Raw genomic sequence first — 17,334 nt, forward strand, 5'->3', positions numbered from 1 at the left:
TAACAAGTCAATTTACCTCCTTGCCTGATGAAAAATATTCAAGGCAACCTTGGACTTACTATTTATTTTCATGAGACTTAGCTGTAAAATTCTAAGAAATATAAATTTAAAGGGGAAAATTTCATGAATTTAACGTTTGAAATAAGATCATTATATGTTTGTGTTAGAGATATGGAAAGAGCAATTAAATTTTATGAAGAATTATTGGGGGAAAAGGTCTTTAAAAAAGATGAAATATATAGTGTATTTGTAATTAATAATTTTAGATACGGGTTATTTGCAAATAAAAAGATGAATGAACTCAAGGTATGGGGAAATAACTGCTTGCCAAGCCTTGAAGTAAATGACATTGATTTAGTTCAGAAAAAACTTGAGAAGCTCAAGTGTCCAATTATTTTTCCGCTAACAATTATAGGGAACAATAAAGTATTAGAATTCCTAGATAGTGAAGGGAATACCATAGAAGTAACTTGCCCAATACATTAGAATAGCAATAAGTAATAAATTAAATTTTTGATTTATTTATATACAGTTGATTATAATAAAGTTAGGTGATGAAGATGCAGATTAATAGGTTGTTTGAGATAGTATATATTTTATTAAATAGAAAAACAATAACAGCAAGAGAACTTGCAGAACATTTTGAAGTATCAGTAAGGACAATTTATAGAGATATCGATGCATTATCGATTGCGGGAATACCGGTGTATACAAGTAAGGGGAAGAGTGGAGGAATTAGCCTAACTGATAATTTTGTATTAAATAAATCTATGCTTTCAGAAAAAGAGCAGGAAGAAATATTAATGAGCCTCAAGAGTCTTAGTGTTATGAAGTTTTTAGATGTAGAGCCTGTTTTTAAGAAATTAAGTACAGTTTTTAATAAAGAAGGGGTTAGCTGGATTGATGTTGATTTATCGCAATGGGGCAGTGATAGTGATGAAAAAGACAAGTTTAGCTTAATAAAAACAGCTATTCTTAATAACAGAGTTGTCAGTTTTATGTATTACAATTCCAATGGTGAAAAAAGCTTAAGAAACGTTGAACCCTTAAAAATAATATTTAAAGGACAGGGATGGTATTTATATGGCTTCTGCAAGCTTAAAAATGAATTTAGGATATTTAAATTTACACGTATTAAAAAGTTGAATTTACAAAATGACGTCTTTAAAAGAGATATTATTAATGACACTTTAAACATATCTGATAAATTACATGATATTAAAATGGTAACTTTGAATTTGAAAATCCATGAGAATATGGCATATAGGGTTTATGATGAATTTGCTGAAGAAAATATCGTGAAAAATGCAGATGGAAGTTTTAATACAATTGCAATTTTTCCTGAGGGAGATTGGATTTATGGATATATCATGTCCTATGGAGAATATGCAGAGGTTGTAGAACCAGATTATATCAGAGAAATTATAAAAAGAAAATTTGAAGAAGGTTTAAAGAATTATATATAGTAATTGAGCATCTTAATATAAAATTAAGGTGCTTTTATTATTGTGTTAGAAGTTATGGGATTTTTTCAATTACATAAGGAATTTTAACCGAAATTGTACATTGTAAAGTGTACATTATCAATTGAAGAGTGGCGTAGCCGCTTTTCATGATGCCAGAGAGCTGGTTAAATAAATGAGTAATATAACTTGAAAGCGGATTAAGTTAAAGGTAATAGTATGTGGGATATGTGATATAATTGAAGTTAATATAGCCACATTTATAAATGTGACTAAAATGTATATAATATGTAATATAAAAGAAATTATTACTATTAAAATTGGAAGGAGATTTAAGAGTATGCCATTTATAGGATCAAAAGTCAACGTGAAAATTTCGAAGGAAAAAGAGGTAATCATAAAAGAGAAATTAGGAAAAGCAATAGAGTTAATTCCAGGAAAGAGTGAAACTTTTTTAATGATTGGTTTTGAGGATGAGTATTCATTATATTTTGCAGGAGAGAAATTAGAAAAAGGTGCATTTATTGAAGTAAAAATATTTGGAAAAGCAGGTAAAGATGCTTATGAGAAATTAACAGCAGAAATTTGCAATATATATGAAGCAGAGCTTGGAATACCTCAAAATAAAATATACGTAAAATATGAAGAAGTTAACGAATGGGGCTGGAACGGAAAAAATTTCTAGTATAGATACACAAAAAAGTTTAATTGGTGTAGATAATTATTCTGTATAAGTCAAATTTATAAAATGTTTATTTATAAGTGCAGTGATGCAAAATAATTGTTTTATATTTTTGAGAATGAATATTATCTACAGAATTTTATAATTATTTAGTGAGGGATAATAATTAATGGGGAGGAAATCGATTGATTATAGGACTTGCTCAAATGGATATATCATGGGAAGATATTGAAAGGAATATGAAAAAAGTTGAAGAATTTATAGAGAAGGCTGCAGAAAATAATGTGGAATTAATATTGTTCCCAGAGATGACATTAACAGGGTTTACCATGGATATTGACAAGCTTTTGCTATCCGAAGAAGAAATAATAGATTGGATTAAAGGTATAGCTGTAGGGAACAAAATAAATATAGGACTTGGATTTGCGATAAGAGTTGATGAAAGAGGCAAGAATAAATATATCATTATCTCGAAGGAAGGCCAGGTTCTGTTAAAATACACTAAGCTACATCCATTTTCTTATGCAGGAGAGAGTGAAAAATATTATAAGGGTGAGGAAATAGGTATTTGCAAAATTGATGAATTCAATATAGCATCATTTATTTGTTATGATTTAAGGTTTCCAGAAATATTCCAAATTGTTTCTAAGAAGGCTCAAATGATTACTGTAGCAGCAAATTGGCCTAAATCAAGACAAGAGCATTGGATAACTTTATTAAAGGCAAGAGCTATCGAAAATCAATGTTATGTTATAGGAATAAACAGAGTAGGCATAGGTGACGGATTGCAATATGATGGAGGTTCAGTTTTTATTAATCCAAACGGAGAAATCTTAAATGAGATTACGTCTAAAGAAGTTCTTGTTGTTGAGGAATTAGAAATTGAACAGGTTTTGGAAGTTAGAGCAAAGTTTGATATAAAAAGAGATAGAAGAGAAAATTTCTATAGTGAAAACATAAATTACTGTATAAAGTAAAATTAAGCTAAAAATATAGAAGTGAAATGGCAGGCAAAAGAATGACAAATGAATTTCAACAAGAAATTGAAGAAGAAAGAAGTACATTACGACAAGATATAAAAAAAACTGGTGGAAACTGTGCAAAGATACTTTTAATATTAGCCATATCAACGTATGGAATAGAATTTGCAGTAATATTTATAATAAAGTTAATTAATATTATCTTATCTATAATTACAAAAGGTAACTTCAATATAATTTTACATTTTTCTAAAGATGCAGAGAATTTTTTAGTTGGATATCTTCCGTGTATAATTGGCGATATTATAGCAATTATTATAGCTATGAATACTACAAAAATAAAAATTAGACAGGAGATATTTTCAAAAAATAGATCAACAAAGTTATTTGTGTTGTTAGGGACAGCTTCTTCTATAGGTGTTGGAATGATATCAAATACGATATATTCTTTATATGCTATAGTACTTAATGAATTAAAGATAACTATACCAACACCAGATTTTACTTTTCCCGCGCAAACTGTTTACTTGATATTATTTTTAATTTATGTTTGTTTAGTTGGGCCAATTTTAGAAGAGATCATATTTAGGGGGTTTATTCTTAAAAGCATGCAAAGGTATGGAAATTTGACAGCAATCATTGTGTCATCAATTTTATTTTCCATGTTCCATTTGAATCTGGTTCAGTTCATTAATCCAATATTAATGGGAATTATTTTAGCCTTTATTGCAACTAAATCAAAATCTATTGTGCCATCAATAATAGTTCATGTATTTAATAATACAATTAACTTTGCAATTACTGGAATATCATTACTCAATATGCCAATGGTAGATGTTTTAGTAGGAGTTATATATTTCTTAATAGGAATTGCAGCATTACTCCTATTTGTTAATATATATAAAGAGGATTTCATGGAAACAGCTATTGAAGATACTATGGTATTAAAAATCCTTGAAAAAGTTAAAGCTTCTTTTAGTGGAGGGTGGGCAATAGGTTATATAGTTTTTTATGGATTATTTATAGTTGGTACCACATTAATAACGAATATAACGAAAATTAAGTGATATATAATATATACTAGCTTGTTATGTTTTTTCAGATGCTTAAAGGGGGACTAATATAGTGAATAAGGAATTATTATCAGTCATAGAGAATCTAAATGATGAACTTATAGGATTATATCGCAAATTGCATGAGAATCCTGAGTTATCTAATGAAGAATTTGAAACTACAAAATTAATAAAAAGTTTATTAGGAAAGGCAGAAGTAGAAATTCTTGATTTGCCATTAGAAACAGGACTTGTAGCACAAATAAAAGGGAACCCTAATGGTCCGGTTGTTGCCATTAGAGGAGATATAGATGCCTTGCCAATTCAAGAAGAGACAACTTTACCATATAAATCAAAAATTGATGGAATAATGCATGCATGTGGGCATGATTTCCATACGGCTGTAATTTTAGGCGCAGCATATCTGTTAAAAAGGCATCAGCCTTCATTAGTAGGTACAGTTAAATTTATATTTCAGCCTGGAGAAGAAAGCGCAGATGGAGCAAAGAAGATTATATCAACAGGTGTTTTAGATGATGTAAACGCTATATTTGGAATACATAATATTTCAGATGCAGAAGTTGGTATTATGGGAATAAAAACTGGGGCTATGACAGCAGCAGTTGATAGATTTGAAATTAAAATCACAGGAGTTGGAAGTCATGCAGCTAAACCTGAAAGAAGTGTAGATCCAATAATAATTACTGCTAGTATAGTTACAGCTCTTCAAACGATTATTAGCCGCAATATAGGACCAACAGAAAAAGCATTATTAAGTGTGACTCATATAGAGTCAGGAAATACATGGAATGTTATTCCGGAATCTGCGTATATTGAAGGAACAGTTAGAACATTAAGTGAAGATATACGTCAGTTAATTCATAAGAGAATGAATGAAGTAGTTATAGGAATAGCTAAGTCTTTTGGAGGAAATGCAGAACTTATTTGGCATTTAGGAGCTCCAGCAACAAATAATAGTGAGGAATGGGTGGAATTTAGCAGTAAAATTGGCAGAAGATTGGGATATAGTGTTAAGCAAATTTCTATGGGACTAGAGGGAGAAGATTTTGCATATTATCAAAAAGATATACCTGGTGCATTTATTACTGTAGGGATAGGAAAATCTTATGCACATCATCATCCAGAATATAGGATAGATGAAAAGGCAATTTTAAATTGCTCAAAATACTTTGCGCAATTAGCAGAAGAAGCATTAGGAGAAATAATAGAGGAAAAATATAGAGATAAGTCCATTACTAAATTTTAAAATTAAGATAAAATGAATTGAAGAGAGAGATAGTTTATTATGCAGGATTGTTAAAGGAGTGCTTAAGACACTAAAAGAAAGGCTAAATAAACAGGTCTCCCTTTTTTTATTTACACATATCATTAAAATTAGTGGATAATATATAATTACAAGTTAAGTACAGAAATTTGATGTCTGAGGTAACCAGAATTTGCCGTGCAAGTTAATTAGAAATTACTATTGACAAATAAAATTAATAATATATAATAAAATCAAAGAACACCCCCTGGAGGGGGAGGGAGGAAATTATGAGCGAAGAGAGAAAAAAAGCATTGCAATCATTAAAAACAGCAAAGGGTCAAATTGAAGGAATAATAAAAATGATCGAAGATGACAGGTATTGTATAGACGTTGCTAATCAATTAATGGCAGTTCAATCATTAATTAAAAAGGCAGATTTGATGATCTTACAAGGACATTTGCGTCATTGTGTAAAAGAAGCATGTCTTAATAACAATCCTGATGAGAAGATTGAAGAATTAAACAAGGTTTTAGAAAAGTTACTTTCAAAATAATAAAAATGTATGTGATGACTTACCGAAGCAACATACATAAAATTTGATAAACAATTTATATTATAAGTTAAATATAGAATCTAAATATTTATATAAAGTTGAAGTTATTTATATAAAGGAATGTATTTATTTTAAGGAAGTAAAGAGGTGAAAGTGAAGGATGAGTAAAAAAGCATTTAGAATTGAAGGAATGACATGTTCGGCATGTGCTAATAGAGTAGAGAGATTTGTTAAAAAATTAGATGGAGTAAATATTGCTAATGTTAATTTTGCAACAGAGACATTGAATGTTGAATTTGATGAAAATATTTTAAATAGTGAAAATATAGAAGGTGCTGTAGTAAAGGCTGGATACGGAGTTAAGAAAAATTTTAAAACTTATACCTTTAAAGTTGAAGGGATGACATGCTCTGCATGTTCAAGCAGAGTTGAAAGAGTCACAAAAAAACTTAATGGAGTTCAAAGCTCTGTTGTAAATTTGGCAACAGAAAAGCTTACTATAAATATTGACGAAGATGAAATTGGTTATAGTGAAATTAAAGCGGCTGTGGATAAGGCAGGATATAAGCTGGTGAAAGAAGCAGAAAAAAGTGAAGAAAAGAAAAAGTTAAGTGCAAGTGAGGTTTTATTAAGAAGATTTATTTTATCACTAATTTTTACTGTTCCACTTTTAATAATAACTATGGGACACATGCTTGGAATGCCGCTTCCAGATATTATTGATTCCATGATGAATCCATTTAATTTTGCAGTAGTTCAGCTCATTTTAACCCTACCAGTAATGGCAGCTGGGTATAGATTTTATGTAGTAGGAATTAAAAATTTATTTAGATTGAGTCCTAACATGGATTCTTTAATAGCAATAAGTACACTCGCTGCAGTTTTGTATGGAATATTTGCAATTTATAAGATAGAAACAGGTGACACTAGTTATGCTATGCATTTGTATTTTGAATCAGCAGCAGTTATTTTAACGTTAATAACTTTAGGCAAATATTTAGAAGCAGTTTCAAAAGGCAGAACTTCGCAGGCAATTAAAGCATTAATGGGACTCGCACCTAAAACTGCAACAATTGTAAGAAATGACACTGAAATGGTTATTCCAGTGGAAGAGGTAACTGTTGGCGATATTGTTTTAGTAAGACCAGGTGAAAAACTCCCTGTAGATGGAGAAATTATTGAGGGAAATACTTCTATTGATGAATCAATGCTTACAGGAGAAAGCATACCAGTTGAAAAGACTATAGGAAGCAATGTAATAGGAGCAAGTATCAATAAAACAGGCTTTATAAAGTATAAGGCAACTAAGGTTGGTAAAGATACTGCACTTGCTCAAATAGTAAAATTAGTGGAAGAAGCACAAGGATCAAAGGCTCCAATAGCAAAACTTGCAGACGTTATATCAGCATATTTTGTGCCAATAGTAATTGGACTCGCAGTTATAGCTTCAGTAGGATGGCTGATTGCTGGAGAGACAACAGTATTTTCACTTACAATATTCATCGCAGTACTTGTTATAGCCTGCCCATGTGCATTAGGTCTAGCTACTCCGACTGCAATAATGGTTGGAACTGGTAAAGGTGCTGAAAATGGAGTGCTAATAAAAGGTGGAGAAGCTTTAGAAACAACTCATGTTATAAAAACTATAGTATTTGATAAAACTGGAACTATAACAGAAGGAAAGCCAGTAGTTACAGACATAATAACAAGTGATATTACAGAAGATGAGATATTAGTTTTAGCCGCAAGTAGTGAAAAGGGCTCAGAGCATCCACTAGGGGAAGCAATAGTCAGAGGAGCAGAAGATAGAAGCTTAAGCCTTAAAGATATTGAAGCATTTAATGCAATTCCTGGGCATGGTATAGAAGTAAAAATAGAAGGAAAACATATATTGCTTGGAAATAAAAAATTAATGATAGAAAAAAATATAGACCTTAGTGAGCTAATAAAAGATTCAGATAGATTAGCAAGTGAAGGAAAAACACCAATGTATGTAGCTATTGATGGAATACTAAAAGGAATAGTTGCAGTGGCAGATGTTGTGAAGCCAAGCAGTAGAAATGCAATAAATGCTCTTCATAATATGGGAATAAAAGTAGCGATGATTACTGGCGATAATAAGAAAACCGCAGATGCCATAGCCAGCCAAGTTGGAATTGATATAGTTTTAGCTGAAGTATTACCAGAAGATAAAGCAAATGAAGTTAAAAAACTTCAACAGGGAGATGTAAAGGTAGCAATGGTTGGAGATGGAATTAATGATGCACCAGCCTTAGCACAAGCAGATGTTGGTATTGCAATAGGATCAGGAACTGATGTTGCAATAGAATCTGCTGATGTAGTTCTTATGAAAAGCGATTTAATGGATGTTATAACTGCTATTAAATTAAGCAAAGCAACCATTAAAAATATAAAGCAAAATTTATTTTGGGCATTTGGATATAATGTGCTAGGAATCCCTGTTGCTATGGGCATTCTACATATCTTTGGAGGACCACTATTAAATCCAATGATAGCAGCAGCAGCAATGAGTTTTAGTTCAGTATCAGTACTTACAAATGCACTACGACTTAGGCATTTTACAGTTAACGGTTGATAGTTATCAGTTTTAGATACTAATTATGAACTATAACATTTTTAATGCGCATGATGAATGTTAAGCTGTAAAATTTAATTTTAACAGCAACTGTAAACTGGAGTAAGGGGAGGAGGTGAAAAAATGAAAAAGAAAATATTGATTGAAGGAATGAGTTGTGAGCATTGTGTTGCTCATGTAAAAGAAGCTTTAGAAGGCTTAGATAAAGTGACATCAGTAGAAGTAAGCCTTGAAGATAAGTGGGCAATAGTTGAAACTGAAAATAGTGACGATGAATTAAAAAATGCAATTGAAGAAGAAGGCTATGATGTAGTCAATATAAAATAGTAGTTCAGAATTTATTTAATTAGAACTAAATGAAGGTTATGTATTTAAGATAATAAGCTTAAATACATGACCTTATTTATTTTGAATTGGTTTAGAGTTGATGATTAATGTAATAAAATGATGACTAAACATAATAAAAGATAACAAAATATAAAATTTAACATCAATATACATAATAATAATATGTTTAGCGGAAAGATTTTGATAAATATAGACAAATAATAATAGGTGTGATAAATTAATATGTAATAAAACAATTTAATATGGTAGTAATGTATTTATTTGGATAACGAGGAAAGCACGGTAATTATATTGTAGCAAAAAGAGTAATAAATACATTTGATAGCAATGACGCAACAGCGAAGAAATGATTTCTCTAGTAATGATTATAATAATCACTACTGCTGTTGTGTTTTTTATTGTTGTATATAGAAAAGAAGTAAGAAGAAGTTAATTGAAGCATGAATTCATAAAGGAAAGGTGGTATAAGATGAAATTAGAGGTTAAGAATGCTTTTTGTGGTTATGGCACAAATATTATAGTCAAAGATATATCTGTAAGCATAAGCTCTGGAGAAATATTATGTTTATTAGGAGCTAATGGTGTAGGAAAGACAACTTTTTTTAAGAGCATATTAGGCTTTTTGAAATTGCAGGGTGGAGAAATACTTCTAGATGGAGAAAACATAAGTGACTGGACTAGAAACAAGTTGGCACGAACTATTGGTTATGTGCCTCAAGCCCATACCCCGCCTTTTCCCTTTAAAGTTTTTGATGTGGTTTTAATGGGAAGAAGCCCACATATGTCTATGTTTTCTTCTCCAAGTCAGCAAGATATAGATATTGCAGAAAAAGCTATAGATTCTCTAAAAATATCGTATCTAAAGGATAAAATTTATACAGAAATAAGTGGAGGAGAAAGGCAGATGGTTTTAATTGCCAGAGCTCTTACGCAGCAACCTAAAATATTGATAATGGATGAGCCAACTTCTAATTTAGATTTTGGAAATCAAATTAGGGTTCTGGAGAGAATAAATGAGCTTTCTAAAAATGGCCTAGCAGTTATAATGACATCACATTTTCCGAATCACGCCTTTTTATGTTCGACAAAGGTTGCATTAATTCAGAGAAATAGTGAGTTCACAGTGGGAAATGTGGACGAAGTAGTTACAGAAGAAAAGCTCAAAAAAGCATATGGTATAAATGTTAAAATCATTACTACTAGTGATTTAAAGGGAGCTAAGATAAAAACTTGTGTACCAATGATTAGCTGAGAAAAATATTAATGGCATCTCTAGAGCTATTATTCATTTTTCTAATATTTATAGAAGGAGATTATTGTTTAATGAATGAAACAAACCAGGTGACTCTAAAAAAAGCTAAAAGAATACCAATACAGATAATATTAATTTTAATACTGTTATTTATATTTCTAATTTCATTTTCAGTTGGAAGGTATTCTGTTACACCTAAAGAACTTATTTACATATTCTATGCAAAGATAACAGGGATTCCTAAAACTTGGTCCGATAATATTGAATCTGTAATATTCCAAATAAGATTACCACGAATTATAGCAGCTTTAATAATTGGTGCATCCCTCTCAGTTTCAGGAGCATCCTATCAATGTCTATTTAAAAATCCTATGGTTTCTTCTGATATATTAGGTGCTTCAGCAGGCGCTGGTTTTGGTGCAGCTATTGCTCTTTTATTATCCTTCAATATGGCAGGAGTAGAATTTCTAGCGTTTATTTTTGGGATGGGAGCAGTTTTTGCAACTTACATAATAAGCAAGATCATTGGCCGCGGTAATAGCACGACATTAATATTAGTGCTTACAGGAATAGTAATTTCATCTCTATTTCAATCTCTTATTTCACTGATAAAATATGTAGCTGATCCTGATAGTAAACTGCCAGCTATAACGTTCTGGCTTATGGGTGGGATTTCTAATATAACAGCAAATGAAATTTATTTGTTACTAGCTTCATTTATTATCGGAATAATCCCAATTTTATTACTGAGGTGGAAATTAAATATTCTTGCCTTTGGTGATGAAGAAGCAAAATCCTTAGGAATAAATGTAGATAGAATGAGGGTTATTTTAATATTCTCCTCTACTTTATTGACAGCTTCTTCAGTTGCCATGGCTGGAATGGTCGGATGGGTAGGACTAGTAATTCCTCATATAACCAGGCTCATTGTTGGACCAAATTATAAAATGCTTATACCAAATTCTGTTATAATTGGAGCGAGTTATCTACTCTTAATTGATGATATCTCAAGAACCATATTTCCAATGGAAATACCTCTTGGAATTTTAACTTCATTGATAGGGGCACCATTTTTTTTAAGTATATTGTTAAAAGCAAGAAAAAATTCAATATAAAGTATATTCAATTATACGTTTTAAACTAGTAATAAGAAAGAAGGAGAACAATAATGAAAAAATTAATAGCAGTAACTTTATGTATTTTTTTTGCAGCAGCATTTACTGGATGCAATTCAAGCCAAGGAACTACATCTTCAGAGCAGAATTCTAAAGCACAAGATTCTCAAAAAACGAAAAGCATTACCGATGCTTCAGGTGCAAAAGTTGAAGTGCCTACAACTATAAATAAAATTGCTGATTCTTGGAAGGCTCATAATGAAGTTTTATCTGTATTAGGTGTTGGTGACAAGGTGGTAGCAACCTCTCTTACTAAGGCAGCTACTCCATGGATTTATAAGGTTACTCCAAATATGAATAGCGCAGTCAGTACCTTTGGGGCAAATTTTAATACAGAGGATTTAATGAATAATAAGCCAGATGTAGTATTTGTACAAGCAGCTGATAAAAGCGTTGATAAAATTTCAAGCTTAGGTATTCCAACAGTCCAATTAAATTTCACTGATTTTGATTCAATGAAAAAGTGTGTGACTCTAACAGGAGAGGTTTTAGGGGGAGATGCTGAAAAGCGTGCAGCTGAATATAATAAATATTTAGATGACAAAATCAAAATGATTAAAGATGTTACTTCAAATGTACCAGACAATGAAAAGCCCAAAATTCTTCATGTAGAATCTCTATCTCCAATTGCAGTTGATGGAGGAAATTCTATTATTAATGACTGGATTGAATCTGCTGGGGGAATAAACGCAGCAAAGGAAATTAATGGCACTATGAAGGAAGTATCTTTAGAGCAGGTAATGCAGTGGAATCCTGATATAATTATACTTGGTGGGGACGGGTCTAATGGTAAAGTAAATCTTTTAGATAACATGGTTAATGATCCAAACTGGCAGAAAGTATCAGCAGTCAAAAATGGAAAGGTATATCAAAATCCAGCGGGAGCATATTTATGGGATCGTTACAGTTGTGAAGAGGCTCTCCAGATTCAATGGGCGGCCAAAACAATTTATCCTGATAAATTTAAAGATTTAGATATATCTGCTGAGACAAAAAGCTTCTTTAAGAAATTTTTGAATTACGATCTTACAGATGAAGACGTGGAGCAAATATTAAAAGCACAGCCACCTAAAGAATAAAAGAACATTAGTATTGAATACTAGGCATTATAAAGCTATATGGCAATGTTATATACTAAATGTGATTTTTTATATGCTCTAAATTAAAGAATAAATATTGCTTTATTAATAAATTTTAGCTTAAACTATTATTAGAAATTATAATATAGATAAAGTTAAAAGACTGCTATGGAAAAATATAGCAGTCTTTTATTTTTAGGAATGTGTACAAAAGTTTAAGGTAGAATTTTATGTATCTTTAAACAGATTTAAAAAGTTTTTTCCAGCAGAAGAAAGATAACCTGTTTTAGACCAGATTATAGCTATTTGAGTTGATAGTTCTGCATTATCAAGTTCTTTAAAAATTAAGTTTGAAGAGCCTATCAATTTTATTGAAGATTTTGGAACTATAGCAATTCCAAGTCCAGCATTTGCCCAAAGCAAAGAGGTTCTTGCATCATCATTTTTGCAAAATACAGAAGGCTCAAAATTAGAAGCTTGACATACCTTGAATATTAAACCTTCAAATCTCCTGTAGAAGATTAATGGTCTATTATTTAATTCTGTAATATCAATAACATTATTATCTGTCCAATTAAGTTTCTTTACCATTGCTGCAACCATAGGCTCTTTTGGAAGAAAAATTGAGTTTATTCCAGAAGCATTAAAAGGAGTTCTTACTATTGCAATTTCAATTATGCCATTATTTAATGCTTCTAAGAGTTCGTAAGTATTCCCTTCATGAATTTCAAAATTTATGAAGGGATATTTTTCGTGAAATATACTCATTCTGCTGTCTAAAAGTGAAGCTCCAGATGAAGATACAGTTCCTATGGATAAGGTTCCGTTTACCCCATGTTTAAAATCCTTTAATTCATCTTCAGTAGATTTTGTCAGGGATAGTATTTGTTTAGCACGTTTATAAAGTATAAGTCCTGCATCTGTCAATTTTATATTACGGCTGCCTCTTTCAACTAGTTGTACTCCTAGTTCATTTTCTAGATTTTTCAGTTGATAACTTAATGGAGGTTGGGCAATATGAAGCCTTTTTGCAGCATTCGTTATTTGTCCTTCTTCTGCGATAACATAGAAATATTTTAATTGCTTAATATCTATTTTTTTCACCTTCTCCCATATAAAAAATGTATGATAGTCATATATATTATGTATTTTTTATATGTATTTGTTTTTGATATAATGATAAAGTAAATTTGAAGAATATTCAATATATAGATATCCAAAACAATAAATTCGTTTATACACTTGGAATTATTATTGATATTACATGAACTAGGCTAATGCATATGTTAAATTCATAAATTGGATATCTATATGTCGAAGATCGGGGGATAAATATTGAATAATTTATTAAAATTCATAAAGCCGTATAAAAAACAAGTTATATTAGGACCTATATTTAAATTGCTGGAGGCTGTTTTTGAAATATCAATACCTACAATAATGGTGCTTATAACAGATAAAGGCATAGGAACGAAGGATATTAACTACATAATTAAAATAGGAATTATAATGCTTTTAATGGCAGTCTGCGGAGTATTATCATCTTTTACCTGTCAATATTTCGCATCTATTGCTGCGCAGGGATTTGGAACAGCTCTTAGAAATGCTATATTTAAGAAAATAGGTACATTTTCTTATAATGAAATTGATGATTTTGGAACATCATCTCTTATTAATCGTGTAACCAATGATGTAAATCAACTTCAACTAGGTCTCGCAATGTTCATAAGACTTGCCATAAGGGTACCATTTCTTTGTATTGGTGGAATTATAATGGCAATGTTACTTGATGTTAAATTATCTTTAATAATGTATTTATCAATTCCATTTTTTATTTTTGCAATATATCTTATTATGAGTAAATCACTTCCACTTTATAAAGTAGTTCAAAAAAGACTTGATAAATTAGCGCTTATATTAAGAGAAAACTTATCTGGAGTAAGAGTTATAAGAGCCTTTTCAAGAGTAGAAGGTGAAAGAATAAGGTTTAAAGAATCAAATGAAGAACTTGCAGGTACTGCAATCAAGGTTGGAAAAATATCTGCTCTTATGAATCCTGTTACAAGCATAATAATGAATTTTGCACTTATGGCAGTAATTTGGTTTGGGGGAATAAGAGTAGATTCAGGAGCGATGACCACAGGAAAAGTCATTGCTTATATAAACTATATAAACATGGTTTTATCAGCACTTATAGTGCTTGCTTCCCTTATAGTTACCTTCACAAAAGCAGCAGCCAGTGCAGCACGTGTAAATGAAGTGTTTAATACAGAAGCAAGCATTAAGTATGATGGAAATAAAGGTTTCAATAAAGAATGTGATGATACGACTCCAATACTTAAGTTTGACAAAGTATCCTTTTCTTATAAAGGTTCTAAAGAAGATTCTATAAGTGATATGAGTTTTGAAATAAAAAGAGGACAGATGGTTGGAATTATAGGAGGTACAGGTTCAGGAAAAACAACCTTGGTTAATTTAATTCCTAGATTATATGATACAAGCAAAGGTGATATATTAATAAACGGAATTAATGTGAAGGATTATAAGAAAAATGAGCTTGATAATAATATAGGTTTTGTGCCTCAGAAGGCTGTTTTATTTTCAGGCAGTGTGTCAGAAAACATAAAATGGGGAGCTCAAAATGCCACTATGGATGAAGTAAAAAAAGCAGCTGAAATTGGAATGGCGAAAGATTTTATAGAAAAAATGCCTGAAAAGTATGATACCTACATTTCTCAAGGAGGCGTAAACTTTTCTGGGGGGCAGAAACAAAGACTTACTATAGCAAGAGCTTTAGTAAAAAAACCAGAAATATTAATTATGGATGATAGCTTAAGTGCTCTTGATTATGCTACAGATGCGGCTCTTAGAAAAGCTCTTAAGGAAAATTCTAATGGGACAACTGTGATTATGGTTACTCAAAGAATAAGCACTATAAAAGATGCAGATTTAATAATTGTATTAGATGATGGAAAACTCGCAGGAGTAGGGAATCATGAAGAATTACTTAAAGAGTCAGATGTTTATAAGGAAATATGTAGTTCTCAAATTACAAAGGAGGCTATGTAGATGAAAAAAAATACATTATCTAGATTATTAAGTTATGTTTCAAAATATAAAGGTTATATGTTTATAGCTTTAATATTTGCTCTTATAAGTAATGTGCTCATTGCTTTTATGCCATTAATAGTTGGAAAGGCCATTGATAAAATAATTGCTAAAGGAAGAGTTGATTTTGGTGGCTTAATTAATACAATTATAGTCCTTGGTGTAATTTATGTAGTAAGTGCAATATTTACTTGGCTTTTCACCGCAGTTGCTAATATAGTAGCTTATAATACTGTAAAAGACCTTAGAAATAAGGCTTTAGATAAAATAAGCAGTCTGCCCTTAAAGTATTTTGACAAAAATCCTCATGGAGATATTATAAGCAGGCTGACAAATGATATGGATAATATTTCAGATGGATTATTTCAAGGAATAACTCAATTTTATCCAGGAATAATAACAATAGTAAGTTCAATTATTTTAATGATAAGTTTAAGCTTTAAATTAACAGTTGTAATAGTATTAATGACTCCGCCATGTTTTATTATTGCTTCTTTTATTACAAAAAGATCTAATAAAATGTTTAAGGAACAGCAAAAAACTCTTGGAGAATTAAATGGATATACAGAAGAAATAGTAGGGAACCAAAAGGTAGTAAGACTTTTTGGATACGAAGAGAGAGCAGAGGAGAATTTCTCTGGAATTAATAAAAGACTTTATAAATGTGGACAGCTAGCTCAGTTTTATTCTTCTCTTACAAATCCAGCGACACGTTTTGTAAATAATATTACATATATTTTAATTGGTTTAATTGGAGGAGTACTTTCTGTTCTAAGTGGATTAAGTGTTGGTGTAATTTCGAGCTTTTTAACGTACTCAACACAATTCTCACAGCCTATAAATAATATAACAAGTGTGGCTACTCAGCTTCAAGCTGCACTTGCTTCTTGTGAAAGAGTATTTTCTATTTTAGATGAAATACCAGAAAAAGCAGATTCTAAAGAAGCTGAAAATATAAAAACTAGTGAGGGAAATGTTAAGTTTGAGAATGTATCCTTTGCTTACGATGAAAAAGTGCCTCTTATAGAAGATTTTAGTGTTGATATAAAAAGAGGAAGTACTGTAGCTATTGTAGGGCCTACTGGAGCAGGAAAAACTACTATGGTAAATCTTCTTATGAGATTTTATGAATTGAATAAAGGAAAAATCACAATAGATGGCAGAGAAATAAATGATTTTACAAGAGACAGTCTTAGAAGTCAATTTGGTATGGTGCTTCAGGATACCTGGCTTTTTGAAGGAACTATAAGAGAAAATATAGCCTATGGTAAACCAAATGCCACTTTAGATGAAGTTAAAAATGCAGCTAAGGCAGCGTATATCCATAGCTTCATAAAGAGACTTCCTGAGGGCTATGACACAATAATAACTGAATCAGGCGGCAATCTTTCAGAAGGTCAGAAGCAGCTTCTAACCATAGCAAGGGTTATGCTCATAGATCCTCCTATGCTTATATTGGATGAAGCAACAAGCAACGTGGATACAAGAACAGAACTTAAGATACAGAATGCTTTTCTTTCAATGATGAAGGGACGTACAAGCTTTGTAATTGCCCATAGGCTTTCAACGATACAGGATGCAGATTTAATACTTGTTATGAAGAACGGTAAAATTGTTGAAAGAGGAAATCATGATGAACTTGTAAATAAAGGTGGAATTTATACAGAACTATATAATAGCCAATTTAAGTATCAACTATAAAAAATAGTATAGGAATTAAGATACCATCGAAAAATAATAAATAATTATATTTTATATAGTATTTATTTGTATAGTCT

General features: G+C 30.9%; 15 protein-coding genes. 14 read left to right on the forward strand and 1 reads right to left on the reverse strand.

Going from position 1 to position 17,334, the window contains the following annotated elements; genetic code table 11:
* Positions 1-123: 123 nt before the first annotated feature.
* From CLOBL_RS18280 to CLOBL_RS18335, 12 genes are all read left to right on the forward strand, one after another.
* A complete protein-coding gene (locus tag CLOBL_RS18280; protein WP_077860338.1) occupies positions 124-486 on the forward strand; it encodes a VOC family protein in 363 nt (120 codons plus the stop codon).
* A 74-nt stretch (positions 487-560) separates the two neighbouring features.
* A complete protein-coding gene (locus CLOBL_RS18285) occupies positions 561-1,466 on the forward strand; it encodes a YafY family protein (RefSeq protein WP_077860339.1) in 906 nt (301 codons plus the stop codon).
* 337 nt (positions 1,467-1,803) lie between these two features.
* On the forward strand, positions 1,804-2,148 hold the full coding sequence (locus CLOBL_RS18290) for a phenylpyruvate tautomerase MIF-related protein (RefSeq protein WP_077860340.1): 345 nt from the start codon (positions 1,804-1,806) through the stop codon (positions 2,146-2,148).
* 182 nt (positions 2,149-2,330) lie between these two features.
* Positions 2,331-3,122 carry a carbon-nitrogen family hydrolase gene (locus tag CLOBL_RS18295; protein ID WP_077860341.1) on the forward strand — a complete coding sequence of 264 codons (792 nt, stop codon included), beginning with the start codon at positions 2,331-2,333 and terminating at the stop codon, positions 3,120-3,122.
* Between the two features lie 41 nt (positions 3,123-3,163).
* On the forward strand, positions 3,164-4,192 hold the full coding sequence (locus CLOBL_RS18300) for a CPBP family intramembrane glutamic endopeptidase (protein ID WP_077860342.1): 1,029 nt from the start codon (positions 3,164-3,166) through the stop codon (positions 4,190-4,192).
* Between the two features lie 55 nt (positions 4,193-4,247).
* The gene (locus tag CLOBL_RS18305) at positions 4,248-5,444 is read left to right on the forward strand and encodes an amidohydrolase (protein WP_077860343.1); all 1,197 of its coding nucleotides are present in this window, start codon (positions 4,248-4,250) and stop codon (positions 5,442-5,444) included.
* 287 nt (positions 5,445-5,731) lie between these two features.
* On the forward strand, positions 5,732-5,998 hold the full coding sequence (locus tag CLOBL_RS18310; RefSeq protein ID WP_077860345.1) for a metal-sensing transcriptional repressor: 267 nt from the start codon (positions 5,732-5,734) through the stop codon (positions 5,996-5,998).
* A gap of 160 nt (positions 5,999-6,158) precedes the next feature.
* Complete coding sequence (locus tag CLOBL_RS18315) at positions 6,159-8,594, forward strand: heavy metal translocating P-type ATPase (protein ID WP_077860346.1); 2,436 nt, start codon at positions 6,159-6,161, stop codon at positions 8,592-8,594.
* Positions 8,595-8,717: 123 nt separating this feature from the next.
* The gene (locus CLOBL_RS18320; RefSeq protein ID WP_077860347.1) at positions 8,718-8,921 is read left to right on the forward strand and encodes a heavy-metal-associated domain-containing protein; all 204 of its coding nucleotides are present in this window, start codon (positions 8,718-8,720) and stop codon (positions 8,919-8,921) included.
* Positions 8,922-9,411: 490 nt separating this feature from the next.
* A complete protein-coding gene (locus CLOBL_RS18325; protein WP_077860348.1) occupies positions 9,412-10,194 on the forward strand; it encodes an ABC transporter ATP-binding protein in 783 nt (260 codons plus the stop codon).
* Positions 10,195-10,265: 71 nt separating this feature from the next.
* Positions 10,266-11,309, forward strand: a complete 1,044-nt coding sequence (locus tag CLOBL_RS18330; RefSeq protein ID WP_077860349.1) for an iron ABC transporter permease — start codon at positions 10,266-10,268, stop codon at positions 11,307-11,309.
* Between the two features lie 53 nt (positions 11,310-11,362).
* Positions 11,363-12,448, forward strand: a complete 1,086-nt coding sequence (locus CLOBL_RS18335) for an ABC transporter substrate-binding protein (protein ID WP_077860350.1) — start codon at positions 11,363-11,365, stop codon at positions 12,446-12,448.
* Between the two features lie 228 nt (positions 12,449-12,676).
* On the opposite strand, the gene CLOBL_RS18340 is transcribed toward CLOBL_RS18335, so the two are convergent.
* Positions 12,677-13,543, reverse strand: a complete 867-nt coding sequence (locus tag CLOBL_RS18340; protein WP_077860368.1) for a LysR family transcriptional regulator — start codon at positions 13,541-13,543, stop codon at positions 12,677-12,679.
* Positions 13,544-13,783: 240 nt separating this feature from the next.
* Between CLOBL_RS18340 and CLOBL_RS18345 the strand changes: the two genes are divergently transcribed.
* Positions 13,784-15,517, forward strand: a complete 1,734-nt coding sequence (locus CLOBL_RS18345) for an ABC transporter ATP-binding protein (RefSeq protein ID WP_077860351.1) — start codon at positions 13,784-13,786, stop codon at positions 15,515-15,517.
* On the forward strand, positions 15,518-17,257 hold the full coding sequence (locus tag CLOBL_RS18350; protein WP_077860352.1) for an ABC transporter ATP-binding protein: 1,740 nt from the start codon (positions 15,518-15,520) through the stop codon (positions 17,255-17,257).
* Positions 17,258-17,334: the final 77 nt, after the last annotated feature.

Source organism: Clostridium sp. BL-8, from assembly GCF_002006495.1.
GTDB lineage: Bacteria > Bacillota > Clostridia > Clostridiales > Clostridiaceae > Clostridium.